The organism is Streptomyces sp. NBC_00019 (genome assembly GCF_045041015.1).
In the GTDB taxonomy this organism is placed as follows: Bacteria; Actinomycetota; Actinomycetes; order Streptomycetales; family Streptomycetaceae; genus Streptomyces.
The window spans coordinates 4,616,291-4,642,672 of the sequence record NZ_CP108302.1 but is presented as its reverse complement, the minus strand read 5'-3'; the positions used below and the strand labels follow the sequence as shown (position 1 = coordinate 4,642,672).

At 70.8% G+C, this 26,382-nt stretch carries 24 protein-coding genes; 14 read left to right on the top strand and 10 right to left on the bottom strand.

The features are described 5' to 3' along the window. The first annotated feature begins 9 nt into the window (after positions 1–9). The 4 genes from OHU89_RS21740 (at position 10) to OHU89_RS21725 (ending at position 3,628) form a co-directional block, all read left to right on the top strand. Positions 10–1,551 (top strand): flavin-containing monooxygenase, encoded by a 1,542-nt coding sequence (locus OHU89_RS21740; RefSeq protein WP_405645146.1) that lies wholly within the window; start codon positions 10–12, stop codon positions 1,549–1,551. Beyond that, positions 1,548–2,465, top strand: a complete 918-nt coding sequence (locus tag OHU89_RS21735) for an alpha/beta fold hydrolase (protein WP_266891255.1) — start codon at positions 1,548–1,550, stop codon at positions 2,463–2,465. Before OHU89_RS21740 ends, OHU89_RS21735 begins: the two co-directional genes overlap by 4 nt. Then, positions 2,462–3,346: an SDR family oxidoreductase gene (locus OHU89_RS21730; protein WP_405645144.1), complete on the top strand. Its 885-nt coding sequence runs from the start codon at positions 2,462–2,464 to the stop codon at positions 3,344–3,346. Before OHU89_RS21735 ends, OHU89_RS21730 begins: the two co-directional genes overlap by 4 nt. 90 nt (positions 3,347–3,436) lie before the next feature. Further along, positions 3,437–3,628 (top strand): hypothetical protein, encoded by a 192-nt coding sequence (locus OHU89_RS21725; protein WP_266891259.1) that lies wholly within the window; start codon positions 3,437–3,439, stop codon positions 3,626–3,628. 180 nt (positions 3,629–3,808) lie between these two features. On the opposite strand, the gene OHU89_RS21720 is transcribed toward OHU89_RS21725, so the two are convergent. Further along, positions 3,809–7,114 carry a S41 family peptidase gene (locus OHU89_RS21720; protein ID WP_405645142.1) on the bottom strand — a complete coding sequence of 1,102 codons (3,306 nt, stop codon included), beginning with the start codon at positions 7,112–7,114 and terminating at the stop codon, positions 3,809–3,811. 164 nt (positions 7,115–7,278) lie between these two features. Here OHU89_RS21720 and OHU89_RS21715 point away from each other — a divergent pair, with 164 nt between their 5' ends. The 8 genes from OHU89_RS21715 to OHU89_RS21680 all read left to right on the top strand — a co-directional run bounded on the left by OHU89_RS21715 (position 7,279) and on the right by OHU89_RS21680 (position 14,642). Continuing rightward, positions 7,279–7,878 carry a TetR/AcrR family transcriptional regulator gene (locus tag OHU89_RS21715; RefSeq protein WP_405645140.1) on the top strand — a complete coding sequence of 200 codons (600 nt, stop codon included), beginning with the start codon at positions 7,279–7,281 and terminating at the stop codon, positions 7,876–7,878. A 125-nt stretch (positions 7,879–8,003) separates the two neighbouring features. Further along, positions 8,004–10,223, top strand: a complete 2,220-nt coding sequence (locus OHU89_RS21710) for an MMPL family transporter (protein ID WP_405645139.1) — start codon at positions 8,004–8,006, stop codon at positions 10,221–10,223. 141 nt (positions 10,224–10,364) lie between these two features. Further along, complete coding sequence (locus OHU89_RS21705) at positions 10,365–10,763, top strand: hypothetical protein (protein ID WP_405645137.1); 399 nt, start codon at positions 10,365–10,367, stop codon at positions 10,761–10,763. 41 nt (positions 10,764–10,804) lie between these two features. Continuing rightward, positions 10,805–11,380, top strand: coding sequence for a cysteine hydrolase family protein (locus OHU89_RS21700; protein ID WP_405645135.1), 576 nt, complete (start codon positions 10,805–10,807; stop codon positions 11,378–11,380). Between the two features lie 28 nt (positions 11,381–11,408). Next, on the top strand, positions 11,409–11,948 hold the full coding sequence (locus OHU89_RS21695) for a YbaK/EbsC family protein (RefSeq protein ID WP_405645133.1): 540 nt from the start codon (positions 11,409–11,411) through the stop codon (positions 11,946–11,948). After that, complete coding sequence (locus tag OHU89_RS21690) at positions 11,945–12,790, top strand: EamA family transporter (protein ID WP_405645131.1); 846 nt, start codon at positions 11,945–11,947, stop codon at positions 12,788–12,790. The genes OHU89_RS21695 and OHU89_RS21690 overlap by 4 nt, the downstream gene beginning before the upstream one ends. Before the next feature lie 57 nt (positions 12,791–12,847). Then, on the top strand, positions 12,848–14,311 hold the full coding sequence (locus OHU89_RS21685) for a toll/interleukin-1 receptor domain-containing protein (protein WP_405645129.1): 1,464 nt from the start codon (positions 12,848–12,850) through the stop codon (positions 14,309–14,311). Positions 14,312–14,366: 55 nt separating this feature from the next. Next, positions 14,367–14,642 carry a DUF1876 domain-containing protein gene (locus OHU89_RS21680; RefSeq protein WP_405645127.1) on the top strand — a complete coding sequence of 92 codons (276 nt, stop codon included), beginning with the start codon at positions 14,367–14,369 and terminating at the stop codon, positions 14,640–14,642. Positions 14,643–14,648: 6 nt separating this feature from the next. On the opposite strand, the gene OHU89_RS21675 is transcribed toward OHU89_RS21680, so the two are convergent. From OHU89_RS21675 to OHU89_RS21650, 6 genes are all read right to left on the bottom strand, one after another. Beyond that, positions 14,649–15,812 carry a serine hydrolase domain-containing protein gene (locus tag OHU89_RS21675; RefSeq protein ID WP_405645126.1) on the bottom strand — a complete coding sequence of 388 codons (1,164 nt, stop codon included), beginning with the start codon at positions 15,810–15,812 and terminating at the stop codon, positions 14,649–14,651. 46 nt (positions 15,813–15,858) lie between these two features. Next, positions 15,859–16,269, bottom strand: coding sequence for an organic hydroperoxide resistance protein (locus OHU89_RS21670; RefSeq protein ID WP_405645124.1), 411 nt, complete (start codon positions 16,267–16,269; stop codon positions 15,859–15,861). A gap of 151 nt (positions 16,270–16,420) precedes the next feature. Then, positions 16,421–16,888 carry a MarR family winged helix-turn-helix transcriptional regulator gene (locus OHU89_RS21665; protein WP_405645122.1) on the bottom strand — a complete coding sequence of 156 codons (468 nt, stop codon included), beginning with the start codon at positions 16,886–16,888 and terminating at the stop codon, positions 16,421–16,423. Between the two features lie 10 nt (positions 16,889–16,898). Continuing rightward, on the bottom strand, positions 16,899–17,666 hold the full coding sequence (locus tag OHU89_RS21660; RefSeq protein WP_405645120.1) for an energy-coupling factor ABC transporter ATP-binding protein: 768 nt from the start codon (positions 17,664–17,666) through the stop codon (positions 16,899–16,901). Then, entirely contained in the window at positions 17,654–18,415 is a 762-nt protein-coding gene (gene cbiQ, locus OHU89_RS21655) for a cobalt ECF transporter T component CbiQ (RefSeq protein WP_405645118.1), read from the bottom strand. Before cbiQ ends, OHU89_RS21660 begins: the two co-directional genes overlap by 13 nt. 1 nt (position 18,416) lies before the next feature. Further along, positions 18,417–19,466: an energy-coupling factor ABC transporter permease gene (locus OHU89_RS21650; protein WP_266891289.1), complete on the bottom strand. Its 1,050-nt coding sequence runs from the start codon at positions 19,464–19,466 to the stop codon at positions 18,417–18,419. Between the two features lie 168 nt (positions 19,467–19,634). Between OHU89_RS21650 and OHU89_RS21645 the strand changes: the two genes are divergently transcribed. Beyond that, positions 19,635–19,985 (top strand): SsgA family sporulation/cell division regulator, encoded by a 351-nt coding sequence (locus OHU89_RS21645; protein WP_405645116.1) that lies wholly within the window; start codon positions 19,635–19,637, stop codon positions 19,983–19,985. Here the strand turns inward: OHU89_RS21645 and OHU89_RS21640 are convergent. From OHU89_RS21640 to OHU89_RS21630, 3 genes are all read right to left on the bottom strand, one after another. Beyond that, positions 19,982–21,655 carry a penicillin-binding transpeptidase domain-containing protein gene (locus OHU89_RS21640; RefSeq protein ID WP_405645114.1) on the bottom strand — a complete coding sequence of 558 codons (1,674 nt, stop codon included), beginning with the start codon at positions 21,653–21,655 and terminating at the stop codon, positions 19,982–19,984. The genes OHU89_RS21645 and OHU89_RS21640 overlap by 4 nt on opposite strands. Before the next feature lie 98 nt (positions 21,656–21,753). Continuing rightward, positions 21,754–23,382, bottom strand: coding sequence for a penicillin-binding transpeptidase domain-containing protein (locus tag OHU89_RS21635; protein WP_405645112.1), 1,629 nt, complete (start codon positions 23,380–23,382; stop codon positions 21,754–21,756). Positions 23,383–23,496: 114 nt separating this feature from the next. Beyond that, complete coding sequence (locus OHU89_RS21630) at positions 23,497–25,248, bottom strand: dolichyl-phosphate-mannose--protein mannosyltransferase (protein ID WP_405645110.1); 1,752 nt, start codon at positions 25,246–25,248, stop codon at positions 23,497–23,499. Between the two features lie 62 nt (positions 25,249–25,310). Between OHU89_RS21630 and rsmI the strand changes: the two genes are divergently transcribed. Then, positions 25,311–26,159, top strand: coding sequence for a 16S rRNA (cytidine(1402)-2'-O)-methyltransferase (rsmI, locus tag OHU89_RS21625; RefSeq protein WP_405645108.1), 849 nt, complete (start codon positions 25,311–25,313; stop codon positions 26,157–26,159). Positions 26,160–26,382: the final 223 nt, after the last annotated feature.

The window sequence follows — 26,382 nt, the reverse complement described above, 5'->3', positions numbered from 1 at the left end:
GGCTTCGGGATGACCGAGCACGAGCATGTGCGGGTGGCGGTGATCGGGTCCGGGTTCGGGGGACTCGGGGCCGCCGTGCGGCTGCGGCGCGAAGGTGTCACCGACTTCGTCGTCCTGGAACGGGCCGGCAGTGTCGGGGGCACCTGGCGGGACAACAGTTACCCGGGGTGCGCCTGTGACGTACCGTCCCATCTCTACTCCTTCTCCTTCGCGCCCAATCCCGACTGGCCGCGCACCTTCTCCGGGCAGGAGCACATCCGGGCCTATCTGGAGCACGTCGCCGACGTCTTCCGGCTCCGGCCCCATCTCCGCTTCGACTCCGAGGTCAAGATGATGACCTGGGACGCGGACCGGCTTCGCTGGGACATCGAGACCAGCAGCGGGCGGCTCTCCGCCGACGTCGTCGTCTCCGCCACCGGGCCGCTGTCCGACCCGAAGACCCCCGACATCCCGGGGCTGGACTCCTTCCCCGGCAAGGTCTTCCACTCCGCTCGCTGGGACCACGACTACGACCTGCGCGGCAAGCGGGTCGCGATGGTCGGGACAGGGGCCTCCGCGATCCAGATCGTGCCCGCCATCCAGCCCGAAGTCGCCGAGCTGACCCTCTTCCAGCGCACCCCGCCCTGGGTCATGCCGCGCGTCGACCGGCCCATCACCGGCTTCGAGCGCCGGCTGCACCAGCAGCTGCCCTTCACCACCCACGCCCGGCGCGGACTCCTGTGGGGCATCCGGGAGTTGCAGGTCCAGGCCTTCACCAAGCGGCCCAACGAGCTCGGGCTGGTCGAGAAGCTGGCCAAGAGCAACATGGCCCGGGCCATCAAGGACCCAGTGCTGCGGGCCAAGCTGACCCCCGACTACCGCATCGGCTGCAAGCGGATCCTGCTGAGCAGTGCGTACTATCCGGCACTCGCCCGGCCCAATGTCGACCTGGTGGCGAGCGGGCTCAGCGAGGTCCGCGGCTCCACCCTCGTCGCCGCCGACGGCAGCGAGGCCGAGGTCGACGCGATCATCTTCGGGACCGGCTTCCACGTCACCGACATGCCGATCGCCGACCGGGTCGTGGGGGCGGACGGACGCACCCTCGCCGAGGCCTGGAAGGGCGGGATGGAGGCCCTGCGCGGCGCGTCCGCCGCCGGGTTCCCCAACTGGATGACGATCATCGGGCCCAACACCGGGCTCGGGAACTCCTCGATGATCCTGATGATCGAGTCCCAGCTGAACTACCTGGCCGACTTCGTACGGCAGCTCGACGTCCTCGGCGGCCGCGCCGCCCTCGATGCCCGGCCGAGCGCCGTGCACGCCTGGAACCTGCGGGTGCAGGAGCGCATGAAGCGCACGGTGTGGAACACCGGCGGCTGCACCAGCTGGTACCTCGACGCCAATGGCCGCAACACCACCATCTGGCCGGGGACCACGACCGAGTTCCGGCGCGCGACGCGGCGCGTGGACCTCGCCGAGTACGAGGTGCTCCGTGCCAAGGACGCCGAGGAGATCAAGGAAGGCAGGCAAGGCAAGGACGACAAGGAAGACAAGGAAGAGGTGAACGCGTGAGCCGGCTCCTGCACGTGTCCTCCGGGCCCTACGCCCCACCCGTCCCCGCCCGTGAGCTGACTGCCGTCTCCGCCGACGGCGCACATCTGCACGTCGAGGTGCACGGGCCCGAGAACGCGCCCCCCGTCGTCCTCGCGCACGGCTGGACCTGCTCGACCGCCTTCTGGGCGGCGCAGATACGCGACCTCGCGGTCGACCACCGAGTCATCGCCTACGACCAGCGCGGCCACGGACGCAGCCCGGCGAGCCCGGCATGCAGCACCGATGCCCTCGCCGACGACTTCGAAGCCGTACTGAAGGCGACGCTCGCACCCGGCGAGAAGGCCGTGATCGCCGGTCACTCCATGGGTGGGATGACGGTGATGGCGGCGGCCGACAGGGCGGCCTTCCGGGAGCACGCCGTCGCCGTCCTGCTGTGCAGCACCGGTTCCTCGCGGCTGGTCGCCGAGTCGACCGTCGTACCGATGAGGCCCGGACGGCTGCGGACCTGGCTGACCAAGCACATCCTCGGCTCGCGGGCGCCGCTCGGGCCGGTCACACCGCTCGCGCGGCGGATCCTCAAGTACGGGACGATGGGCCCCGGTTCGGCCCCGCACATGGTCGAGGCGTGTGCGCGGATCGTGCACGCGTGCCCCCGCAAGGTGCGGTACTCCTGGTCGCACGTCCTCGATCTGCTCGACCTCGACCACGGGGTGCGGTCCCTGGACGTTCCCACGGCTGTCGTCGTCGGCACGGCCGACCGGTTGACGCCGCCCGTGCACGCGCGTTCGCTGGTGGCGGCGCTGCCCCGCTGCGTGGGGCTCACCGAACTGCCCGGACTCGGGCACATGACGCCCGTGGAGGCGCCCGAGCTGGTCACCGCGAAGATCCGGGACCTTGTGACGACGTACGCAACGATCAAGGAGGGTGCATGAGCAGGGTCAGCCTCGAAGGACAGGTCGCCGTCGTCACCGGAGCGGCACGCGGTGTCGGTGAGCTGCTCGCCCGCAAGCTGTCCGCGCGCGGGGCGAAGGTGGCGCTGGTCGGCCTGGAGCCGGACGCCCTCAAGCAGGTCTGCGAGCGGCTGCACACCGACAGCGGCCACTGGTACGCCGATGTCACCGACCACGAGGCGACGGCCCAGGTCGCCCGGGAGGTGAAGGAGCGGTTCGGGAAGGTCGACATCGTGGTGGCCAACGCCGGTGTGGCCAGCGGCGGTCCCTTCGTCGACTCCGATCCGGAGGCCTGGCGGCGGGTGATCGAGGTGAACCTGATCGGGTCAGCGGTGACCGCCCGCGCCTTCCTGCCCGTGCTGATGGAGAGCCGGGGGTATCTGCTGCAGATCGCCTCGCTGGCCGCCATCACTCCGGCGCCGATGATGACCGCGTACTGCGCGTCCAAGTCCGGCGTGGAGGCGTTCGCGCACAGTCTGCGGGCCGAGGTCGGGTACAAGGGCGTGCGGGTCGGCGTCGGGTATCTGTCGTGGACCGACACCGACATGGTGCGCGGGGCCGATCAGGACGACGTCATGCGGGAGTTGCGGCAGCGGCTGCTGTGGCCGGCCAACAAGACGTATCCGCTGGGCCCGGCGGTCGACCGGATCGTGGCCGGCATCGAGCGGCGGTCGAGCCATGTGTACGGGCAGGGGTGGCTGCGCGGGATGCAGGGGGTGCGCGGGTATCTGCCGGGGCTCATCGGGACGGTCGGGCAGCGGGAGATGCGGCGGTTCGGGGACCGGTTGGCGGGGGTCCGTTCGGGCCTCGTCGGTGCAGGTGGGGCGGCTGATGAGGAGGCGCGCGCTACGCGGCGTAACTGATCGAAATGCGCGCTTTGTCCTGGCGTGTGAATCTGGTCGAGGCCCCGGTACGGGGCTCATCCCCTCACCCACTTTCGGGAGTGAACCCACATGGGTATGAAGGACCAGTTCCAGGACAAGTCGGAGCAGTGGCAGGAGCAGGCCAAGCAGAAGGCCCAGCAGGCCAAGGAGCAGGGCCAGCGTGGCCAGGAGCGCGGCGAGCGCGGCAAGCCGCGGGACGAGGAGACGGAGCGACTCCAGCGCGAGGAGCAGGACCGTCTCGACCTCGACTACGACGCGTAGCGCTGCGTCTGGCTTGAGCCGTTGAACGTGGGGTGCCCTGTGTGTTGGGGTGCCCCACGTTTGCGTTGCCGGTTTGAGGTGCGTTGTCGGGTGCGGGCCCGTGGGGGCTGGTCGCGCCCACGCGGCGGAGCCGCAAATTGATACAGCCCCGCGCCCCTAGGTGGGTTCACCCAGCGCTACTCAAGACCTTGGCGGCAGTTTTGGCCTTGATCTGTCCGGTACGTTCGCGTAGTCCGGTGGGGTTGCCGGGGGTGTTGTCGTCAGTAGGTCGACTGCCAGTTTTACGGCGTCGTCGAGCTGTACGTGTCTGCCCTCCGCCCAGTCCAAGGGGGTCCGCAGGACCTCCAAGTCCGGGGTCACGCCCCGGTTTTCCACCGTCCAGCCGTACGCGTCGAACCAGGCCGCGTTCATCGGCACCGTGATCACCGTGCCGTCGCCCAGGGAGTGGCGGCCGGTCATGCCGACGACGCCGCCCCAGGTCCGTTGGCCCACCACCGGGCCGAGCTTCAGCAGCTTGAAGGCCGCCGTGATCATGTCGCCGTCGGAGGAGGTCGCCTCGTCGGCCAGGGCCACCACCGGGCCTCTCGGGGCGTTCGAGGCGTACGACACCGGCTGGGCGTTTCTCGTCAGGTCCCAGCCGAGGATCGTGCGGGTGAGTTTCTCCACGACCAGTTCGCTGATGTGGCCGCCCGCGTTGCCGCGTACGTCGACGATGAGGGCGGGGCGGGAGACCTCCAGGCGCAGGTCGCGGTTGAACTGGGCCCAGCCCGAGCCGCCCATGTCGGGGATGTGGAGGTAGCCGCAGCGGCCGCCGCTCAACTCCCGGACCACCTCGCGGCGTTTGGCCACCCAGTCCTGGTAGCGCAGAGGCCTCTCGTCGGTGAGGGGGACCACCGCCACCCGCCGCGCCCGGCCCTCGCCCTCGGCCGGGGTGAACGTCAGCTCCACCGTCGTACCGCCCGCGCCCGCCAGCAGCGGATACGGGCCCGTCACCTCGTCCACCGGGCGGCCGTCCACGTGGGTCAGGACCGCGCCCTCGCGGATGCCGGTGCCTGCCAGCGGGGAGCGGGCCTTGGAGTCGGAGGAGTCGCCGGGGAGGATGCGTTTCACCGTCCAACCGGCTTCCCGACGTACGAAGTTGGCGCCCAGGAGGCCTTGCCGGCGCTGGTAGTGGGGCGGGCCCTCGTTGCGGCGGGCCGCCGTCACGTAGGCGTGGGAGGTGCCCAGCTCGCCCAGGACCTCGCGGAGCAGGTCCGCGAACTCGTCCGGGGTCGCGACCCGTTCGACCAGGGGACGGTACTGCGCCAGCACCTCGTCCCAGTCGATGCCGCACATCTCCGGCTCCCAGAAGTACGCTCGGATCAGCCGTCCCGCCTCCTCGTACGACTGGCGCCACTCCGCCCCCGGGTCGACCTCGTGCATGATGCGGCGGGCGTCGATCCAGACGGTGGAGTCGCTGTCGCCGGACTCGGTGGCGGGGACCGCGCGCAGCTCGCCCTCGTCGACGACGACCAGGCGGGAGCCGTCGCCGCTCACCGCGAACCAGTCGAGGTGCTCGATCAGTTCGGACTTCTTCGCCTTGGTGATGTTGAAGTATTCGAGGGTGGGGCGGCCGGTCGTGTCGTCGGGGTTCGCGAACGTCTCGCCGAGGGCCCCCGAGATCGGCCAGCGCAGCCAGACCAGTCCGCCGCCCGCCACCGGGTACAGCGCCGAGTACTTCGAGGCGGTGACCGGGAAGGGGGTCACGCGGCTCTCCAGGCCCTCCACCTCGACCGTGACCGTGCTGCCCTCGTCCGGTTCGTCCTCCGCCGGGTCCAGGCCGCCCGCCGCCGGGCGGCCCTCGGGGGTCAGTGCGAACGGGGAGGGGGTCGCCGAGGACAGGGGGACCAGGTACGGGCGGCAGCCGAGCGGAAAGGACAGGTCCCCGGTGTGGACGTCGTAGACCGGGTCGAAGCCTCGCCAGGAGAGGAAGGCCAGATAGCGGCCGTCCCTCGTGAACACCGGGTTCTCGTCCTCGAAGCGGCCGTTGGTGACGTCGACGATCAGGGGGGCCACCCCCGCCTTCGGGGAGATGCGGGCCATCTTGATCTGGCGCAGCGATCTGCCGATGCCCGGGTGCGACCACGTCAGCCATGCCCCGTCCGGGGAGAAGGCGAGGTCGCGGACCGGGCCGTTGATCGAGTGGATCAGTTCGGTGACCTCGCCGCCCGAGTCCTCCGTGCCCTCTGCGTCGGACGCGTCCTCCGTGTCCTCGGCACCGGACGCGTCATCGGACACGGTGATGAGGAGGAGGCGGCCGTCGTGGGAGGCGATGGCCAGGCGCTCGCCCTGGGGGTCGGCGACCATCTCCAGGACCCGGCCCAGCTCGCCCGAGGCCAGCCGCCGGGGCGCGCGGTCGCCCGTCGCCCGGGGGAGGTAGGCGATCTCCACCGCGTCCTCGCCCTCCGCGTCCGTCACATAGGCGACCTGGCCGATCGAGCCGAGCATCTCCGGGAGCCGCACCCGTACGCCCGGAGTGTCGGTGATGGTGCGGGCGGGACCGTCGCGGTGGGTCAGCCAGTACAGGCTGCCGCGGACGACGACGGCGCTCGCGCGGCCGGTCTCGTCGACCGAGGCGCCGTCCACGTGCTGGGCGGCCGGCACCTGGTACGTACGCCGTCCCGTGCGTGGCCCGCTCAGTCGTACGTCGAGTTTCCGCGGCTCGCCGGCGAGGTCGTCGACGATCCACAGGTCGCCCGCGCACTGGTACACCACCCGGGTGCCGTCGCTCGCCGCGTGCCGGGCGTAGAAGGCGTCGTGGTCGGTGTGGCGGCGCAGGCCGGAGCCGTCGTGGGCGCAGGAGTAGAGGTTGCCGACGCCCTCGTGGTCGGAGAGGAAGGCGATGCGGTCGCCGACGAACATGGGGGAGTGGAGGTGGCCCTCCAGGCCTTCGAGGAGGCGGTGGCCGTGCAGCCAGAGCCTTCCGGTGGCCCCGCCCCGGTAGCGCTTCCAGGCGGCAGGTTCGTGCGGTGGGGTGCCGGTGAGCAGGAGGGTTCTGCGCTCCCCCTCGAGGTCGGCGACCTGGAGGTCGGAGACCGGGCCCCAGGGGAGCTTGCGGCCGGGGTCGCCGTCGGTGGGGACCTTGTAGGCCCAGGTGAAGTAGGAGAAGGGCTCGCCGTGGGAGGCGACGGCCAGGATCTGGGCACCCCCTTTCCCTTCGGGAGGTGTCCATCCACAGACCTGGGTGTCCGCCGAGCCCCAGTACGTCAGCCGTCTGCCCGGGCCGCCCTCCACGTCCACCAGATGGATCTCCGGGACCAGGCTCCGCCAGCTCGTGTAGGCGAGGTGGCGGCCGTCGGGTGAGAAACGGGGGTGGCCCACCTTGGTGCGGTCGACGGTGAGACGCCAGGCGCGTCCCTTCCCGTCGAGGGGGGCCAGCCACAGGTCGTCCTCGGCCACGAAGCACAGGAGGTCGCCGCTCAGATGCGGCAGGCGCAGATAGCTCACCTCCCCATGCTTTTCCGGGGGATGGACCGGAGCAACTTATGAAAAATGGTCGAGACCCGATCCAGCGTGAGCCACGACACGTACGAAACGGTTTCGTTTCGCATGGGGATGCGCTACATTCGTCATGTACGAAACCGTGTCGTTCGGAGTAGGAGGCGGGAATCATGGCTGAGATCGCGACGGTGCGTCGCAGTCGGATCACCCCGGAGCGCGAGGCCGAGTTGTACACGGCCGTGCTCGAACTGCTCCGCGAAGTCGGCTACGACGCCCTCACCATGGACGCCGTGGCGGCCCGCACCAAGTCCAGCAAGGCGACGCTCTACCGTCAGTGGGGCGGCAAGCCCGAGCTGGTCGTGAAGGCCATGCGGAGCCAGAAGCCGGGCGGCACCGGCGACGTCGACACCGGCAGCCTTCGGGGCGACCTCCTCACCCTCGTTTCCCGCGAGGACGACTGCACGATGGAGCGGAACTCCGACCTGATGCGGGCCCTGGCCATGGCCGTGCACGGGAATCCGGACCTGATGCAGGCCTTCAGGGAACTCCTCGTCGAACCCGAGATGGGCGAGTTCAAGAAGGTCATGCAGCGTTCGGTCGACCGCGGCGAGGTCCGCGCCGACTGCCCGGCGCTGGACTACATCGTCCACATGCTGGTCGGAGCGTTCGCGACCCGCACGATGATCGACCAGCTGCCTCCCACCCAGGCCTTCCTCACTTCGTACATCGACGCCGTGGTCCTCCCTGCCCTCGGCGTATCGGCTCCCTGAGTTCTCTCCCCGTAGTTAGCACCTGACGTCACCGCTCAAGTCGTCGGGACGATCACCCATGTCCCCATCGGGTCGATCACCCCTTCCCTGCACCGCCCCAACGACCTGACCGGGAGTACGCCCACGTGGCCACGTTCCTCTACAAACTCGGCCGGCTCGCCTTCCGGCGACGGCATTTCGTCGCCCTGATATGGGTCGCCCTGCTGACGCTCGCGGGCGTCGGCGCGGCCAGCGCCCCCAGTGCCGGATCCACCTCCTTCTCCATACCGGGGACCGAGGCGCAGAAGGCCTTCGACCTGCTGGAACAGCGCTTCCCCGGCGCCAGCGCCGACGGCGGGACCGGACGCATCGTCTTCAGGGCCCCCGAGGGCGAGAAGATGACGGACGCCGCCAACAAGGCGACCGTCGCCAAGACCGTCAAGGAACTGGGCGACGGCTCCGAGGTCGTCTCCGTCACCGACCCGTTCACGACGAACGCCGTGAGCAAGGACGGCACGGTCGCCTACACGTCGGTCAAGTACGAGGCCCCCGGCATGGAGCTGAAGGATTCCACCAGGGAGGCCCTGGAGAAGGCCGGGGACGAGGCCCGCGCCACCGGACTGACCGTCGACATCGGCGGTGACGCCCTGCAGGCCGCGGCCGAGCCGGGAGCCGCCGGTGAGATCATCGGCATCGCCCTCGCCGCGGTCGTCCTCGTCATCACGCTGGGCTCGCTGGTCGCGGCCGGACTGCCGCTGCTGACGGCGATCATCGGCGTCGGCATCGGTGTCTCCACCATCACCGCCCTCGCCAACGCGCTCGACCTCGGCGACACCACCTCCACCCTCGCCCTGATGATCGGCCTCGCGGTCGGCATCGACTACGCACTGTTCATCGTCTCCCGCTACCGCGGCGAACTGGCCGAGGGCCGCGACCGCGAGGAAGCGGCCGGGCGGGCCACCGGCACCGCCGGCTCGGCCGTGGTCTTCGCGGGACTCACCGTCGTGATCGCCCTGGCGGGCCTCTCGGTCGTCGGGGTCCCGATGCTCACCAAGATGGGCCTGGCCGCCGCGGGCACGGTCGTGGTCGCCGTCCTCATCGCGCTCACCATGGTCCCGGCGCTCCTCGGATACGCGGGCAGGAAGGTCCGTCCGGCGGGCGAGAAGCGCAAGGCGAACAAGACCAAGGCTCCCGAGGGGCAGGCAAAGCCCGGCCTCGGCGTCCGCTGGGCGAGCTTCGTCATCCGCCGCCCGGCCGCCGTGCTGCTGCTCGGTGTGCTCGGCCTCGGCGCGATCGCCGTCCCGGCCACCCAGCTGGAACTGGGCCTGCCCGACGACGGCTCCCAGCCGACGTCCACGACCCAGCGCCGCGCCTACGACCTGCTGTCGGAGGGCTTCGGGCCCGGCTTCAACGGCCCTCTGATGATCGTGGTCGACGCCAAGAACAGCGACGACCCGAAGGCCGCGGCCACCACGGTCGCCGACGGCATCAAGGACCTCAAGGACGTCGTGACGGTGACCCCGGCGACCTTCAACAAGGCCGGCGACACCGCCATGATCACCGTGATCCCGGACTCCAAGCCGTCCTCGACCCAGACCGAGGACCTGGTCCACGCCATCCGTGACCAGAGCACCGACGTCAAGGCCGACACGGACGCGAAGGTCCTGGTCACCGGCACCACCGCGATGAACATCGACTTCTCGCAGAAGCTCACCGACGCGCTGGTCCCCTACCTGGCCCTGGTGGTCGGCTTGGCGTTCCTTCTCCTGATCGTGGTCTTCCGCTCGATCCTGGTCCCGCTGAAGGCGGCCCTCGGTTTCCTGCTCAGCGTGCTCGCCGCGCTCGGCGCCGTGGTCGCGGTCTTCCAGTGGGGCTGGCTGAGCGGCCTGATCGGTGTCGAGGAGACCGGGCCGATCATGTCGATGATGCCGATCTTCATGGTCGGCGTGGTCTTCGGTCTCGCGATGGACTACGAGGTGTTCCTCGTGACCCGGATGCGGGAGGCCTACGTCCACGGCGAGAGCCCGAGCCAGGCCATCGTGACCGGCTTCCGGCACAGCTCCCGCGTCGTGGTCGCCGCCGCGATCATCATGATGGCCGTCTTCGGCGGCTTCATCAGCTCCAGCGAGTCGATGATCAAGATGATCGGCTTCGGCCTCGCGATCGCCGTCTTCTTCGACGCGTTCGTGGTCCGCATGGCGATCGTCCCGGCGGTCCTCGCACTGCTCGGCAAGAAGGCCTGGTGGCTGCCGAAGTGGCTGGACCGCGCCCTGCCCAACGTGGACGTCGAGGGCGAGGGGCTGCGCACCCTGGACGACGACAAGGACGACAAGAAGGACGAGGACCGGGAGCTCGTACGCGTCTGACGTACAGGTCCTGATCCTCTGATCCGAAGCCGTGGTGCAGTCCGCTGCACCACGGCTTCGGCAGTTCACCCCCTCGTGGCGGCGAGCGTGGGACGGGTGGAGGACAGCTGGAAACCCCCTCCACCCGCAAAGGAAACTCCCATGGCCGCTCCTTCTCCGCTCGCCGCCGTCAGGAAGTCCGTCGCCGACCTGATCCTCTGGCAGCTCTTCGTGGGCGGTCTCGCGGCCGGCACGGCCGCGGGCGCCGTGTTCGACGGCACGCAGAAGGACCTGGTCACGGCCGTCGGCGGGGTCGTGGCGCTGATCACGGGTTCCCGTATCGCCAAGAAGCCGAAGATCAAGGCGTTCCTGTCGCGGCCCGCCACCCTGTGGTTCCTGTTCCTGTTCAACGGGGGCACGGCCGCCGCGATGTACTTCGCGATGGACGGCGTGAAGGGCATCATCGCCGCGACGATGATGGGCCTGGTCTCGCTGGGCACCGCCGGCGGCATCGTCGCGGGCCACCGCAAGCAGGCCGAGGCGCGGGCGCTGCGGGTCTGAGCCCGGGCCGACTGTCAGTGCCCGGGTCTAGCCTTGCGACCATGACCACACTGCCTGATCGTTCCCGTACGGCACTGCTCGTCATCGACGTCCAGAACGGCGTCGTGGCCGAGGCCCACCGGCGTGACGAGGTCGTCGCCAACATCGCCGCCCTCGTGGACCGGGCCCGCGCCGAGGAGATACCGGTCGTCTGGGTCCAGCACTCCGACGAGGACCTGCCCCGGGGCAGCGAGGACTGGCAGTACGTCGCGGAGCTGTCCCGCCGCGACTCCGAGCCGCTGGTCCACAAGAGCTACGGCGACTCCTTCGAGGGCACCGACCTGGAGGAGGTCCTCGCCGGCGCCGGCGTCGGACGCCTCGTCGTCAGCGGCGCGGAGAGCGACGCCTGCATCCGCTCCACGATCCACGGGGCGTTCGTCCGCGGCTACGACGTGACGCTGGTCGCCGACGCCCACACCGCCGGCGACAAGAGCGCGTGGGGCGCCCCGCCGCCGGAGCAGGTCATCGCCCACACGAACCTCTACTGGCGCTGGCAGGCCGCGCCGGGGCGCACGGCCGGAGTGACGGAGACGAAAGCGGTGACGTTCGGGGGGCCCGTCCCGGCGGACAAGGCCTGAGCCGTACCCGTGCCGGGAACTCGGTCGCATGCCCTCTACACCGACCGCTAGCGTGCCGTGCATGACGACCACCGACGCCCCGGACTCCGGAGCCCACCCCCTGTTCGCCGCAGCCCTCGACACCCTCGGCCTCGGTGAGCTGCACGCCGAGATCCGCCGCTTCCCGGACGCCACACGCACCGCCGCCGAGGCGGCCGCGGCGATCGGCTGCGAGCTGAGCCAGATCTGCAAGTCGCTGATCTTCGCGGCGGACGGGGTGCCGGTCCTGGTGCTCATGGACGGGGCGTCCCGGGTGGACGTGGACCGGGTGCGACAGGAGCTCGGCGCCGGAAAGGTGACGCGGGCCAAGGCGGATGTCGTACGGGAGACGACGGGGTACGCCATCGGCGGGGTACCGCCCTTCGGGCACCGGACCAGGACCCGGGTCCTCGCGGACCGTTCGCTGCTCGACCACGCCATCGTGTGGGCGGCGGCCGGCACGCCGTACACCGTCTTCCCCATGGAGCCCAAGACGCTGATCGCCCACGCGGGCGCCACGCTGGTGGACGTCCGCGAGCAGACCGCGTGACCCCCCTGGTCACCACGGCCGTCCTGCTCGCCGCAGTCACCCACGCCAGCTGGAACGCCATCGCGCACAAGATCACCGACAAGCTGGTCGGGTTCACGCTCATCGCGGGCGGCGGGATGCTGATCGGGCTGGCGATGGTGCCGTTCACGGCGTTCCCGGCGGCCGGCGCGTGGCCGTATCTGCTCTCCTCGGCGTGCATCCACATCGCGTACTACGCGCTGTTGATGAAGTCCTTCCGGCTGGGGGACTTCGGCCAGGCGTACCCGATCGCGCGCGGCACCGCGCCGCTCGTGGTCACCGTGCTCGCCGCGGTGTTCGCCCACGAGGTGCCGGACGGCTGGGCGGCGGCCGGTATCGCGGTGTCCTGCGCCGGGCTGACGGGCGTGGCCCTGTGGGGACTTCGCGGAAACCGGCCGAACTGGGCCGCGATCGGGGCCGCGTTGGCGACCGGGCTGACCATCGCGGCGTACACCGTCGTCGACGGGCTCGGCGTGCGTGCCTCCGGGTCCTCCCTCGGGTACATCGCCTGGCTGATGGCGGTGCAGGGCGTGGTGCTCCCGGCGTACGCGGCCCACCGCTGGCGGGGGCAACTGGTGCCCACGCTCCGGCCGTTCGCGGTCCTGGGGCTCGTGGGCGCCGCCCTCTCCGTCGCCGCGTACGGGCTGGTCCTGTGGGCCCAGACCAAGGCGGAACTGGCACCCATCGCGGCCCTGCGCGAGTCGTCCATCATCGTCGGCGCGGCGATCGGGGCGGTGTTCTTCAAGGAGCGGTTCGGGATGCCGCGGATCGCCGCGGCGGGGCTGCTGGTGGTGGGGATCGGGCTGATGCTGCACTCCGGATAGGGCCCGTACGGGTGAACCGCGCACGTACGCCGCTGTTTCTCTGGTAGCAACGGCCCCATGGGCGGCGTATTCATCAACTACCGCAGAGGCGACCACTCGGAGACGGTGGAGCACCTCTACGCGGAACTCGACCGGCACTTCGGCAGGGGCCAGGCGTTCCTGGACCGGCCGTCCATCGTGCCGGGGCAGCGCTTCTCGGACACGCTGCGGGCGCGGGTCGACGACTGCGAGGTGCTGCTCGCCGTGATCCACCCGGGGTGGGCGGACGTCCGGGACGTGTCCGGGGCGCGGCGGCTGGACGACGAGGAGGACTGGGTCCGCCGGGAGATCGAGCAGGCCCTGGCGAGTGACAAGGTGCTGATCCCGGTGTTCCTGGACGGGGTCACCGCGCCGCGGCCCGCGGAGCTGCCGCCCTCCATCCGTGAACTCGTCGGCCGCAACGGCCAGCCGCTGCGCCGCACGCACTGGGCGTCGGACCTCGCGGAACTGATCGCCGTGCTGGAAGGGCTGGTGCGCCCGGACTGGCGGCCCGTCCCGGCACCCGAGGAGCGCGGGATGCGCCCCGGGCGGTGGCTCGGCGTTCTCACCGCGGTCCTCGCCTGCGCGGTGCTGGCCGGGGTGCCCGCCCTGCCGCAGGACGACAGCTGGGCCGGCACCGACGTCCTGCCGTACACCCTGAGCGCCGCCCTGATGTCCACCGCGCTGCTGTGCGCGCCGTTCGTCGCGGTCGCCGCCGTCCGTCTCGTCCGGCGGTCCGTCGACGACCTGGAGCGTGAGCTGCACGCGGTCCGGCACCGGACGTACATCCGGCACACCTGGCCCATCGGCCTGGGGATCGTCCTCCTCGGCGGGTACGGGGCGCTGCGCGGCGACCAGGGCATGGCGGTGGCCCTTCCGCTGCTGCTGGTCCTCGGGGTCGCCGTCGCCCGCGCGGCCGTCACCCACCTCCGCCTCAAGAAGCGGGACGACGACCTGTGGGCGCGCTGGCCCCACCGGCTGCCCGACCGTGTGAACCGGGCCGGACTGCGCCGAGCGGTCGCCCGGCTCCACGTCCGCCTGGACCGGATGGCGGCCCCGCTCTCGCTCGAACAGCGGGAGAAGGCGGCCTGGGAGCTCGACGACATCGCCGACGCGGTGCGGCGGACGGAACGTGAGGCGGGGCGGACGCGTCGCGCGTGGCTGAGCCAGGACCATCCCTGGCTGTTCGCCGGCTACGCCCTCTGGCTGGCGCTGACGGCCGCGCTGTTCGTGGCGTCGGGGCTCGCCTACGCCGCCGCCGGCGAGGGGACGGTCCGCCGGTACGTGGTGATGGGGGTCGCCGTCCTGATCGGCACCGCTCTGGCGCTGGGCACGCTGGAGACCGCCCACCGCTACCAGCGGCGCCAACGCCGTGAGCTGGCCCGACAGGTCACCGGCTTCCGGGACGGGCTGCTGCGACGGGTCGCGGAGATGAGCCTGCCCCCGCGCACCAAGCCGACCGCCCCCGCCCTGCGGCCCGAGGAGTACGCCGAACCCGACTAGGCGCGGCCACCCCCTGAGGAGCACTCTGGAAGGAGTTCTTCCGGAGGTGATCGTCATGATGCACACGACTGTGGGATGGCACGTCGAGATGGAGTTCCAGGAGGACGGCGAACACACGAGGGCGGTCGCGATGGTGCGCCTGCCCGACGGCTCCGCGGTACGGGCCCACGGACAGGCCAGCCGCCACCACACCGACTCCAACCAGCCGAGAGTGGGGGAGGAGATCGCGGGCGCCCGCGCGCTCAACAACCTCGCGATGCAGATGCTGGCCAAGGCGCACGGGGAGATCGACGCGGCGTCCGGGCGGACGTCGCATCCGATCCACGTCTAGCCGCATCTACAGAGCGGCACGCACCGCCCGCACCAGCGCCTGCGCCCGAGGGTCCGCCGTCACCGTCTTGCGCAGGCCGTTGGTCACATAGCCGAACGCGATACCCGTCTCCGGGTCGGCGAAGCCGAGGGCGCCGCCGCGGCCCGGGTGCCCGAAGGAGCCGGGGCCGAGGAACGGCGAGGCGCTGCCGTGCAGCATGTAGCCGAGGCCGAAACGGGTGTTGATCACCAGCACCCGGTCGGGCCCGGCGGACTCCTCCGCGCGGGCCAGCTCGACGCTCTCCGGCGTGAACAGCCGTACGCCGTCGACCTCGCCGATCAGCGCGGCGTAAACACGGGCCAGCCCGTCCGCCGTCGCGATGCCGTTCGTCGCGGGCAGGGCGCTCGCGCGGTACGCCGGGTCGTTCTGGTCCGGGAAGGGGGTGATCGCGCCGAACGCGCGGTTGGTGAGGGAGTCCGGGTCGCTGTAGGCCTCGGTGACCGAACGCTTGGGGCGGGCGCGCAGGGCATGGGCGGGCTCGGGCGTCTCGACGCGGCCGACCCGCCCCGTCCGGTACGCCTCCGCCTCGGGCAGCCCCAGCCACAGATCCGCCCCCAGCGGCCCGGCGATCTCCGCCGCGATCCACTCGCCGGTGCCGCGTCCCGTCACGCGCCGCACGAGCTCGTCCAGCAGCCAGCCGTACGTCAGCGCGTGATACCCGTGGTCCGTGCCGGGCTCCCAGACGGGCGCCTGGGCCGCGACCGCCTCCGGCCCCCTGCGCGGGTCCAGGGCCTCCTCCGGGGTGAGCGGACGGTCCAGCACCGGCAGCCCGGCCCGGTGGTTCAGCACATGCCGGACCAGCGCCCGCTCCTTGCCGTACGCCTTGAACTCCGGCCAGTACGCGGCCACCGGCGCGTCCAGGTCCAGCTGCCCGCGCTGGGCGAGCAGCAGGGGTACGGCGGCGGCGACGCCCTTGGTCGCCGAGCGCACGATCTGCGCGGTGCCGCGCTGCCAGGGCTCGGAGCCGGCGGTGCCGTCGACGTCCTGGGTACCGGCCCACAGGTCGACGACCTTGTGCCCGTCCCGGTACACGGCGACCGCCGCGCCCCGGTCCCCGAGGGCCTCGAAGTTCCTGACGAACGCGTCCCTGACCGGCTCGAAACCCTCGGCGACCGTGCCGTTCACATCCACGTCCGTGCGCCCCGCTCTCGCTGTTCCCGCTGCTCTGTGCCCCCCTCTACCCAAGCAGGACGGTCACGTCGATGTTCCCGCGGGTCGCGTTCGAGTACGGGCAGACCTCGTGGGCGGCGTCCACCAGCTTGGTGGCGAGGCCCGCGTCGAGGACCGGCAAGGACACGCTCAGGGCGGCGGCAAGGCCGTAGCCGCGGTGCTTGTTGGGGCCGATGCCGACTTTGACGGCGACAATGGTGCCGGTCAGGCCGTAGCCGGACCGGCAGTCCACCGGCACCCGTGCTTTGTGGAAGCAGGAGCTTTGACGCCCTCGCCGACGTGAACGCAGGCGATTTCGGCCGACACCGCTGTGCGGTGCCCCTCGGGTTCCTGCTTCATCGGCCCCTGCCGCCCGAGGGCGGTCTGACAAGGTCTCCACAGGCTTGACTTCCCGCCCGTCCGGCGGTAGGTCCGACAACTCTGTTGTCGGACAAGGTGACTCTAGCGAGAACTGGTGCGGCTTGTGGCTGTTGCGCTGGGGAGGCCCCCGCATTCATCCTTTCGGGTGGCGCATCGAACGGGTACGTCAACGAGGGGCCGTACGTGATCCAAGTGGTGGGTATGCGGCCTCAGAAGGGGCGCTCGGCCGCGGTCTGCGCCCGGCGTGCGAGCTCCCACAACTCCTCGCGCAACCGCACGACCTCCGCGCCGCCCAGCCCGGTCGCCGATTGCAGCGCGCCCGGCACGCGCGCCGCGCGCTCCCGCAGTTCCTCCCCGCGCACCGTGCACGCGACGAGCACCGAGCGCTCGTCGTGGGCCGCGCGCTCCCGGCGCACCACCCCCGCGCTCTCCAGCCGCTTGAGCAACGGTGACACCGTGCCGTAGTCGAGCCGCAGCGCCTCCGCGAGCTCCTTCACCGTCGTCTCGCCGCGCTCCCAGAGCACCAGCAGGACGAGGTACTGCGGATAGGTGAGACCGAGCTCGTCCAGCAGCGGACGGTACGCGGCCGTCACCGCGCGCTGGGCGGCGTACAGCGCGAAGCACAGCTGCTCGTCCAGGAGCAGCGAGCCCTCACCGGCGTGGTCCTCGTTCGTCACGCGCCCATTGTCACGGACGCCCGGTCGCGCCGGAAACCGAACGCGGATCGAAGCCGTAGGGCAGCTCCAGGCGGTGGGCGCGCATCAGGTCGTCGTCGCAGAGCAGCTCGGCTGTCTTGCCGTCGGCGGCGATGACGCCCTCGCTGAGGACGAGGGAGCGCGGGCAGAGCTCCAGGGCGTACGGGAGGTCGTGCGTGACCATCAGGACCGTGACGTCCAGGGAGCGCAGGATGTCGGCGAGTTCACGGCGGGAGGCGGGGTCGAGGTTGGAGGACGGCTCGTCGAGGACGAGGATCTCCGGCTCCATGGCGAGCACGGTCGCGACCGCCACCCGGCGCCGCTGTCCGAAGGAGAGGTGGTGCGGCGGCCGGTCCTTGAACTCGGCCATGCCGACCTGCGCCAGCGCACGGTCGACCCGCGCCTGGAGTTCCGCGCCCTTCACGCCCGCCGCGGCCGGACCGAACGCCACGTCCTCCCGGACCGACGGCATGAACAACTGGTCGTCCGGGTCCTGGAAGACGATGCCGACCTTGCGCCGGATCTGAGCCATGTGCTGCTTGCCGACGGGCAGCCCGGCGACCTTCACCGTGCCCGTGCCGCCGGACAGGATGCCGTTGAGGTGCAGCACGAGGGTCGTCTTGCCGGCGCCGTTCGGGCCGAGCAGCGCGACGCGTTCGCCGCGCGCGACGGACAGGTCCACGCCGAACAGGGCCTGATGGCCGTCGGGGTAGGCGTAGGCGAGGCCGGAGACCTCGAGGGAAGCGGTCACAGCGTCCATCCCAGCAGACATATGACAAGGGCGGTGAAGGGGAGCGCGAAAGCGTACGTCCACTGCGCCCGGGAGGCGGTCACCTCGTCGATGACCGGCATGGAACCGGCGTACCCGCGGCTGACCATGGCGAGGTGGACGCGCTCACCGCGTTCGTAGGAGCGGATGAAGAGGGCGCCCGCCGACTTCGCGAGGACGCCCCAGTGGCGCACGCCGGACGCCTCGAACCCCCGTGACTCCCGCGCGATCCGCATCCGGCGCATCTCGTCCGTGATGACATCGCCGTAGCGGATCATGAAGGACGCGATCTGCACGAGCAGCGGCGGCAGCTTCAACCGCTGCAGGCCCAGCAGGAGTTCACGCAGCTCGGTGGTGGAGGCGAGCAGCACGGAGGCGGCGACGCCCAGGGTGCCCTTGGCGAGCACGTTCCAGGCGCCCCACAGCCCGCTCACGCTGAGGGACATCCCCAGCACCTCGACCCGCTCGCCCTCCGCCACGAACGGCAGCAGCACCGCGAACGCGACGAACGGCACCTCGATCAGCAGCCGTTTGAGGACGAACCCGGCCGGCACGCGCGCGACGTACGCGACGACGCCCAGCAGCACGGCGTACAGACCGAAGGCCCACATCGCCTCCCGCGGTGTCGAGACGACGACCACCACGAAGGCGAACACCGCGGCGAGCTTGGTGTGCGGCGGCAGACCGTGCACGGGCGAGTGCCCGTGCCGGTAGAGCTTGTGCGCGTGCCCGGCTCCCATGTCAGGCGACCGTCGTGCTCACCGGGGAGACGTCCTGCGTACGGCGCCTGCGCACCGCCCAGAAGATCCCGCTGCCCGCGACGACCGTGACACCCACGCCGATCACACCCGCGAGACCGCCGGAGAGCCGGGCGTTGTCGACGTCCTTGACGCCGTAGTCGGCGAGCGGGGAGTCGGCGGCGGCGTGGTCCTCGGCCTTCGCGTCGATGCCCTTGTCGGCGGCGACCTTCTCCAGGCCGTCGGGGTCGGCGGAGGCGTAGAAGCTGACCACGCCGGCGAGGGCGAGGGAGGTGGCGAGGCCGGCGAGCCACACCTTGCGGTGCGAGGAGCGGGCGGCGGCCGGGACCGGCTCGGCGGCCGGAACGTCCACGAGCTCGCCGTTGACCCGCAGCTTGAGCTTCTGCTGGAGCCCGCGCGCCCCGTACACGAGGTCGGGGCGTACGGCGATGACGGCGCCGACGGTCAGCGCGGTGATCGCGGCCTCGCCGATGCCGATCAGCACATGCACGCCGACCATGGCGGTCGCGACCTTGCCGATGGCGACGTCGGTGGTGCCGCCGATCCAGTAGATGAGGGTGAAGGCGAGGGCCGCGGCCGGCACGGACAGCACGGCGGCCACGAAGGAGGCGGCGGTGACGGACCGGCGGGTGCGCGGCAGCACCTTCACCAGGCCGCGGAAGACGGCGTACGCCACGACCGTCGTCACACAGCCCATGACGGTGATGTTCACGCCGAGCGCGGTCAGACCGCCGTCCGCGAAGAGGATGCCCTGCATGAGCAGGACGACGGAGACACAGAGGACCCCTGTGTAGGGGCCGACGAGAATCGCCGCCAGCGCACCTCCCAGGAGGTGGCCGCTCGTCCCCGCGGCGACGGGGAAGTTCAGCATCTGTACGGCGAAGATGAACGCCGCCACCAGGCCGGCCAGCGGCGCGGTGCGCTCGTCGAGCTCGCGGCGGGCACCGCGCAGGGACACCGCGACGGCCGCGGCGGCGACCGCTCCGGCGGCGGCGGAAGTGGGGGCGTCGATAAATCCGTCAGGCACATGCACGCATCGATGATGTGGCTTAATGCGAATGTTTTGCAAGAGCGAGTCTCTCGTGCATCGTGCATGTGAGATGTCCTACGCCCGGGGGCGCGATCCGAAAAATATGCGACATTGGAGAGGAAGCGGGTGCACAGCTTCCGCACAGGTCACTCAGCGTAAGGGGCCGATCCGATGTCCGTAGTCGAGCAGTACGCGCGAGCCCACATCGTCACGGACACGGACATCGCGGTGGCGGAACCCGAAGCCGTCCCGGTCGTACTGCGCTACGACCCCGACACCGACCCGCGCGCGGTACGGGTCGGCCTTCCCGGCCCGCACGAGTGGACCTTCCAGCGCGAGCTGCTGGAACGGGGCCTGCGGGCGCCGGTCGAGGCCGGGGACGTCCGGGTGTGGCCGTGCGGCCGGGTGCAGGCCGTGGTGGAGTTCCACTCCGCCAAGGGCGTCTCTGTGGTGCAGTTCGAGTCGAAGGCCCTGCTCAGGTTCCTGCGCCGGACCTACACGGCCACTCCCGTACGGGGCTAGCCGCCCAGCTTCAGCAGTGCCGCCACGATCGGGCCCGCCGTGTCACCGCCGTGGCCGCCCGCCTGGACCACACCGGCCGCCGCCAGGTCGCCGCGGTACGCCGTGAACCAGCCGTTGGGCTTCTTCTGACCGTCGACCTCCGCCGAGCCGGTCTTCGCGCCCACGGTGCCGTAGACACCCTGCATCGCCTCGGCCGCCGTGCCGTAGGCCGCCGTGTAGGACATGAGCTCGCGCAGCTGGGAGAGCGTGCCCGACGACATCGTGCGCGAGGCCTTCGCCAGCGTCCGTCCGTCCACGTCGGGTGAGACCAGGTAGGGCTGCTTGAAGGCGCCCGACTCGATGGTCGCCGACACCGACGCCATGTTCAGCGGGTTCATCCGCACCCCGCCCTGGCCGATCAGCGAGGCCGCCATCTGTGCCTGCGACTGCACCGGCACCGAGCCGTCGAAGGTGGGCACGCCGACCGCCCAGTTGTTCATGGAGAGACCGAAGACCTGCTGGGCCTGCTTGGTCAGCGAGTCGTTGTCCAGCTCGGGCGCCTGGCTGATGAAGGCGGTGTTGCAGGAGCGGGCGAAGCTCGCCTTGAAGGTGCCGCCCTTGATCTGGAACTTGTCGTCGTTCTGGAACTTCCAGCCGCCGTACGTGAAGTACTTCGGGCACGGGTGCTTCTTGTCCGCCGACGCGAGGTCCTTCTCGATCAGCAGCGACGAGGTGACGACCTTCATCGTCGAACCTGGGGCGAGCGAACCCTGGAACGCGACGTTGAAGCCGTGGGAGGCGTTCGCGGCGGCCAGGATCTCCCCGGTCGACGGACGCAGCACCACCACGGAGGACTTCGCCTTCTTCGCGACCTGTACCTCGGCGGCCGCCTGCATGGTCGGGCTGAGCGTGGTCTTCACCGTGCCCGGCGTGCCCTTGCTCAGCGTCAGCAGCGTCTTGTCGGACAGCTCGTCCGCCTTGGACTCCTTGCCGCGCACCACCTGGAGCTCGACGCCCGCCTTGCCGCCGGCCTTCTTGCCGTACTTCTCCCGCAGCCCGTCCAGGACCGAGCCCAGCGACGGGTACTTCTTCTCGGTGATCTCCCCGCCGTCCCGGTCGAGCGCCTTGATCGGCGGGGTCCCGGACTCACCGGTGACCAGGGTGTCGCCGTCCTCGAGGTCGGGGTGGACGACGGAGGAGTGCCAGTCGACCTGCGGCTTGCCGGTGGCGGTGTCGCGGACGACGGTCAGCGAACTGTCGTACGTCAGCGGCTTGCTTGTGTCCTTGTACGACACCGTCGCCTTCACGGAGAAGGGGACCTTGTCGCCGGTGCGGGTGCCGGGGGTGAGGGTGACGTCCTTGAGGTGGGCGTCCTTGGGGTAGGCGGTGAGCAGCTTCGCGGCCGCCGCGGTGTCGTCCGTGACGGCCGCGGCCTGGGTGACCTTGCCCGACTGCCAGGACGTGAGGAAGGTCTGCGCCGCGGTGTTGACCTCTTTCGCGGACAGCGGGCCGGTCTTGACCTTCGGTTTCTGGTCGGCGACGGCGGACGTCCGGTCCTCGGCCGCCGCCCCGCCGCCGTACAGCGCGTACACGGCGAAGCCGGCGCCGCCGACGACCACGGCGATCATCCCGCCGATCACGGCGGGGCGATTGGTCTTCCGTCGCTCGGCGACGCGCCTTCTCTTGCCCACAGTTCTCTGTCCTCCGCGATTCCCCAGGGTCCCCGTCGCCCTCGTCCCTCACCTCAACGACGGCAACCACCCTAGAGTCCCGTCCTGTGCGGGTGAGTTCAGCCACCCGCCGCCAGTACGGCCTTCACGATCGGGCCGGCCGCGTCGACGCCGTGGCCGCCCTGTTCGGTCATGGCCGCCGCGGCGACATCATTGCGGAACCCGGTGAACCAGCTGTTCGAGGTGGCCACATTGTCCACCTCGGCCGAACCGGTCTTCGCCCCGATGTCCCCGCCGAGCCCCTGCATGACCGGTGCCGCGGTGCCCTGGGTGGCCGTCAGCCGCATCATCTGCTTCAGCTGGTCGGCCGTGCCCGCCCGCAGCCCCTCGGCGGTGGCCAGCTTGCGGCCGTCGAGCTCCGGCGGGACCAGGTAGGGCTGGCGGAAGGTGCCGGTGATCGCGGTGGCCGTCACGGACGCCATGTTCAGCGGGTTCATGGTGACCTTGCCCTGGCCGATGGCGTTGGCCGCCCGGTCCGGGCCGCTCTCGGCGGGCACGTCGCCGTCGATCGAGGTGATGCCGGTCTTCCAGTCGTCCCGGCCCAGCCCGAACTTGGTCTGTGCCTCCGTGGTCAGCGACTCGTCGGTGAGCGGGTCCTCGTCGATCAGCTTGATGAAGGCCGTGTTGCAGGACCGCATGAAGCTGTTGGCGAGCGTGGCGTTCGGATTGGGCTTCATGTTCTTCAGGTTCTTGAAGGTCTGCCCCTGCCACACCGCGTCGTCCGGGCAGGGCGCCGGGCCGTTCATCGAGGTCACGCCGTTGTCGATGAGCATCGCCGAGGTGAGGATCTTCATTGTGGAGCCGGGAGGCTGCGCACCCTCGAAGGCCGCGTTGAAGCCGTCGTCGCGGTGGTTGGCGACCGCCAGCACCTCGCCCGTGGTCGGCTTGACGGCCACCACCGAGGAGTTGGCGTACTTCGTCACCGCGCTCTCGGCCGCCGCCTGCGCGCTCGCGCTGATCGTCGTCCGAAGCCTGCCCGGCTTGCCCTTCGAGAGGGTCAGCAGCGAGGTGTCGGGGGCGCCGTTCCCGTCGTGCCGGACGAACAGCTCGACGCCCGGGGTGCCGCCCGCCTTCTCGCCGTACTTGGCGCGCAGGGCGTCCAGGATCGGGCCCAGCGAGGGGTACTTGTCCTTCGTCAGCACCTTGCCGCCGCGGTCCACCGCCTCGATGGGCGGGGTCGCCGACTGGCTGGTGACGAGGGTGTCCTGAGCCGTCTTCAGCTCGGGATGGACCACGGCCGGCTTCCAGTCGACCAGCGCCTTGCCCGTGGTGAGGCCGCGCACGACGGTCAGACTGCTCTTGTACGTCAGCGGCTTGGAATCGCCCTGGTACGACACCTTCGCCTTCACCGTGAACGGCACGGTGGTCTTCCGCGCGGCTCCGGGCGTGATCCTGACGTCCGTGATGTGCGCCTCGTCGGCGTACGCCGACAGCAGGATCCGGGCCGCGCCGTCGTTGTTCGTGTAGGCCCCCGCGGAGGCCGCGGCGCCTTCCTCCCAGGCCGCGAAGAACTTCTCCGAGGTCTCCTTCACCTCGTCCCCGCTCGGCGGCCCCGACTTCACCTCGGACCCGCCGGACCCCCCGTCACCGTTCAGCGCGGACACGATGTTGAACGCGCCGTACCCGGCCCCACCCACCATCACGGCGAACACGCTGCCTATGACGGCGGCTTTGACCCCCTTGCCCATGGAACTGAACCCCTCCCCGTTATCAGTCCCCCGCACTGTAAGTGGCGTGGGAGAAAACTGTGAGAGGTGTTTCCTTTTGTTGGCCGAAGAGAGGATCAGGTCATGGCCGGACCACTAGACCCAGGTATCCAGCCACATCCGTGAACGCCAGTCATCGATCGGGATGGCGGTCCCGGTGTACAGGGGCCAGAAGTAGATGAAGTTCCAGGCGATCAGCAGCACCAGCACGCCCGCCCCCGTGGCCCCCGCCACGCGTCGGGTGTCGCTGGAGCCGGGGCGGCCGATGATCGCGCCGAGCATCATCGCGACGGCCAGGCACAGGAAGGGCAGGAAGACGACGGCGTAGAAGAAGAAGATCGTGCGTTCCTGGTACATGAACCAGGGGAGGTAGCCGGCGGCGATGCCGCAGGCGATCGCGCCCGCGCGCCAGTCGCGGCGGAAGAGCCAGCGCCACAGGACGTAGGCGATCGCGAAGGCGGCCGCCCACCACAGCAGCGGGGTGCCGATGGCGAGGACCTCGCGGGCGCACTTCTCGCCGGCGTCGACGGGGCAGCCGTCGTTGCCGGGCGTGGGGGACTCGTAGAAGAACGAGACCGGGCGGCCGTCGACGATCCAGCTCCACGGGTTGGACTGGTACGTGTGCGGTGAGTGCAGGCCGACGTGGAACTCGTAGACCTGGTGCTCGTAGTGCCACAGGCTGCGCCACCAGTCCGGGAACAGCCAGGACCAGTCGCTGTTCTTGCCGTCCGTCGCGGCCCAGTTGCGGTAGTAGCCGCCGGTGCCGTCCGCGGGGGAGAGGATCCAGCCGAGCCAGGAGAGCAGATACGTGGCGATCGCCACCGGCACCGTCGCCAGGAAGGCCAGGCCCAGGTCGCGCTTGAGGACCGCCTCGTACGGGTGGCGGGCGCCCGCCACCTTGCGGGAGCCGACGTCCCACAGGACCGCCATGACGCAGAACGCGGCCAGGATGTAGAGGCCGTTCCACTTGGTGCCGATGGCCAGGCCCAGCATCAGACCGGCCAGCCAGCGCCAGGGCCGCCATCCGAAGCGGGTCGTCTCGGCGATGTGCGCGTCGGGGCGGGCCCGGCCGTCCGCGTCGAGCGGCAGCGCGGCCGCGAGTTTCTCCCGGGCCCGGTCGCGGTCGACGACCAGACAGCCGAACGCGGCCAGCACGAAGAACATCAGCACGCCGTCGAGCAGCGAGGTGCGGGCCATCACGAAGGCCAGCCCGTCCACCGCCATCAGCGCGCCGGCCAGACAGCCCAGGAACGTCGAGCGGAAGATACGGCGGCCGATACGGCACAGCATCAGCACCGAGAGGGTGCCGAGCAGGGCCGTCATGAACCGCCAGCCGAACGGGTCGAACCCGAACATCAGCTCGCCGAGTCCGATGACGTACTTGCCGACCGGCGGATGCACGACGTACGACGGGTCCGTCGGGATCGACACCTTGCCGCCGACGTCCAGGATCAGGTCGTTGGCGTTCTTGTCCCAGTTGACCTCGAAGCCGCGGTGGACGAGCGCCCAGGCGTCCTTGGCGTAGTACGTCTCATCGAATATCACCGCCTTCGGGCCGCCCAGGTTCCAGAAACGGATGACGCCCGCGAACAGTGTGACGAGCAGCGGACCGCCCCAGCCGGACCAGCGCACGATCCGGTCGACCAGCGCTTTCGGCAGCCCGAGCGCCGCCCACATCCGCGGGCTGGGCTGCGCGTACGGCGGTACGAGCCGGTCGCGCACGTCGCTTCTGGGCCCGGCCGTGTAGCCGAAACGGCGCAGCCGCTGCTGCCACGACGGCCGCTGGTCTTGCGGTGCCTGGGCCTGTCGGGTGTCCGTGGAGTCCATGGACGACGCTGTACTGGTCACCGCGCCATCGTAGGGAACACGGCTGTGGGAGTCCCGTGGATGGGTGCTGCGAGGATGGAAACGTGACAGGAACCCTTGTTTTGGCAGGCACCCCCATCGGCGACACCGCGGACGCCCCGCCGCGGCTCGCCGCGGAACTGGCCGGTGCGGACGTGGTCGCCGCCGAGGACACCAGGCGGCTGCGGCGCCTCACCCAGGCGCTCGGGGTGACGCCCAAGGGGCGCGTCGTGTCGTACTTCGAGGGCAACGAGGCCGCCCGTACGCCGGAGCTGGTCGAGGAGCTCGTCGGCGGCGCGCGCGTGCTGCTCGTGACGGATGCCGGGATGCCGTCCGTGTCCGACCCCGGCTACCGGCTTGTCGCCGCCGCCGTCGAGAAGGACATCCGCGTCACCGCCGTCCCCGGCCCCTCCGCCGTCCTCACCGCGCTCGCGCTGTCCGGGCTGCCCGTCGACCGGTTCTGCTTCGAGGGGTTCCTGCCGCGCAAGGCGGGCGAACGGCTGACCCGGCTGCGGGAGGTCGCCGGGGAGCGGCGGACCCTCGTGTACTTCGAGGCCCCGCACCGGCTCGACGACACCCTCGCCGCGATGGCCGAGGTGTTCGGCGCGGAGCGCCGCGCCGCGGTCTGCCGCGAGCTGACCAAGACGTACGAGGAGGTCAAGCGGGGCCTGCTGGAGGAGCTCGCCGCGTGGGCCGCGGAGGGGGTGCGCGGGGAGATCACCGTCGTCGTCGAGGGCGCCCCGGAGAAGGGGCCCGAGGAGCTCGACGGCCCGGAACTGGTGCGCCGGGTGCGGGTCCGCGAGGAGGCGGGCGAGCGACGCAAGGAGGCGATCGCGGCGGTGGCGGCGGAGGCGGGGCTGCCGAAACGGGAGGTCTTCGACGCGGTCGTCGCGGCCAAGAACGCGGCCTCCTAGAAGAGGGCGCGTGACCCAGCGCACATGCCCTCTGAGCAGGGCGCATGTCTTTTGAGCGTGCGCCCCACGGGCAGGCAAAGGGCGAGGGCCGAAGGCAAAGCGCAGCCCCTGTCGTACGGGCCGTTTCGGCAAGGAAAGTCCAAGACGATTCCAACACTCGACAGGGCTGATGCATTCGCTCCGGCGGAAGCGTCCACTGGATGAAGGGACGCACCCGTCCCTG

Bases quoted from the DNA above. Each gene is read 5' to 3' on its own strand.
- OHU89_RS21705 (WP_405645137.1), top strand. From the start codon at position 10,365: ATGGCCGCTCCTTCTCCGCTCGCCGCCGTCAGGAAGTCCGTCGCCGAC.
- OHU89_RS21680 (WP_405645127.1), top strand. From the start codon at position 14,367: ATGATGCACACGACTGTGGGATGGCACGTCGAGATGGAGTTCCAGGAG.
- OHU89_RS21730 (WP_405645144.1), top strand. From the start codon at position 2,462: ATGAGCAGGGTCAGCCTCGAAGGACAGGTCGCCGTCGTCACCGGAGCG.
- OHU89_RS21685 (WP_405645129.1), top strand. From the start codon at position 12,848: ATGGGCGGCGTATTCATCAACTACCGCAGAGGCGACCACTCGGAGACG.
- OHU89_RS21740 (WP_405645146.1), top strand. From the start codon at position 10: ATGACCGAGCACGAGCATGTGCGGGTGGCGGTGATCGGGTCCGGGTTC.
- OHU89_RS21700 (WP_405645135.1), top strand. From the start codon at position 10,805: ATGACCACACTGCCTGATCGTTCCCGTACGGCACTGCTCGTCATCGAC.
- OHU89_RS21715 (WP_405645140.1), top strand. From the start codon at position 7,279: ATGGCTGAGATCGCGACGGTGCGTCGCAGTCGGATCACCCCGGAGCGC.
- OHU89_RS21645 (WP_405645116.1), top strand. From the start codon at position 19,635: ATGTCCGTAGTCGAGCAGTACGCGCGAGCCCACATCGTCACGGACACG.
- OHU89_RS21725 (WP_266891259.1), top strand. From the start codon at position 3,437: ATGGGTATGAAGGACCAGTTCCAGGACAAGTCGGAGCAGTGGCAGGAG.
- OHU89_RS21660 (WP_405645120.1), bottom strand. From the start codon at position 17,666: ATGGACGCTGTGACCGCTTCCCTCGAGGTCTCCGGCCTCGCCTACGCC.
- cbiQ (WP_405645118.1), bottom strand. From the start codon at position 18,415: ATGGGAGCCGGGCACGCGCACAAGCTCTACCGGCACGGGCACTCGCCC.
- OHU89_RS21635 (WP_405645112.1), bottom strand. From the start codon at position 23,382: ATGGGCAAGGGGGTCAAAGCCGCCGTCATAGGCAGCGTGTTCGCCGTG.
- OHU89_RS21695 (WP_405645133.1), top strand. From the start codon at position 11,409: ATGCCCTCTACACCGACCGCTAGCGTGCCGTGCATGACGACCACCGAC.